This is a genomic window from Mesorhizobium sp. M8A.F.Ca.ET.165.01.1.1, assembly GCF_004792065.1.
In the GTDB taxonomy this organism is placed as follows: Bacteria; Pseudomonadota; Alphaproteobacteria; order Rhizobiales; family Rhizobiaceae; genus Mesorhizobium.
In genome coordinates this window covers 1-279 of record NZ_SRTH01000280.1, presented here as the reverse complement: position 1 = coordinate 279, position 279 = coordinate 1, and the positions used below count along the sequence as shown (strand labels likewise).

General features: G+C 72.0%; 1 protein-coding gene. It reads left to right on the top strand.

Annotation, left to right across the window (positions count from 1 at the left end):
* Window positions 1-279: FAD-linked oxidase C-terminal domain-containing protein (locus EN808_RS36090; RefSeq protein WP_210235493.1), on the top strand; the 279-nt coding region annotated here is incomplete at both ends.

Sequence of the window (279 nt, the reverse complement as noted above, 5' to 3'; positions counted from 1 at the left end):
GCAGCGCATAGTGCGGCATTTCCTGGGCCAGACCGGAACGCGGCTCACCGGCGCCGAGATCCTTTGGCAGCGCTTTGCCGCCTTGATGCAGCGGGCGTTGGGCTACGCGCCCGGGCAGTTGCCGCTCGAGGCGCCGTGCCTGCTGGTGCTGGGCCTGGGCGCCGACAGCGTCGAGACGGCGCGGGCGGCGCTCGAGGACGGGCTGGCGGCGATCTGGGAAGAGGCGGCAATCGTCGACGGGCTGGTCGCGACCTCCGAAGCACAGGCGGCTGCCATGTG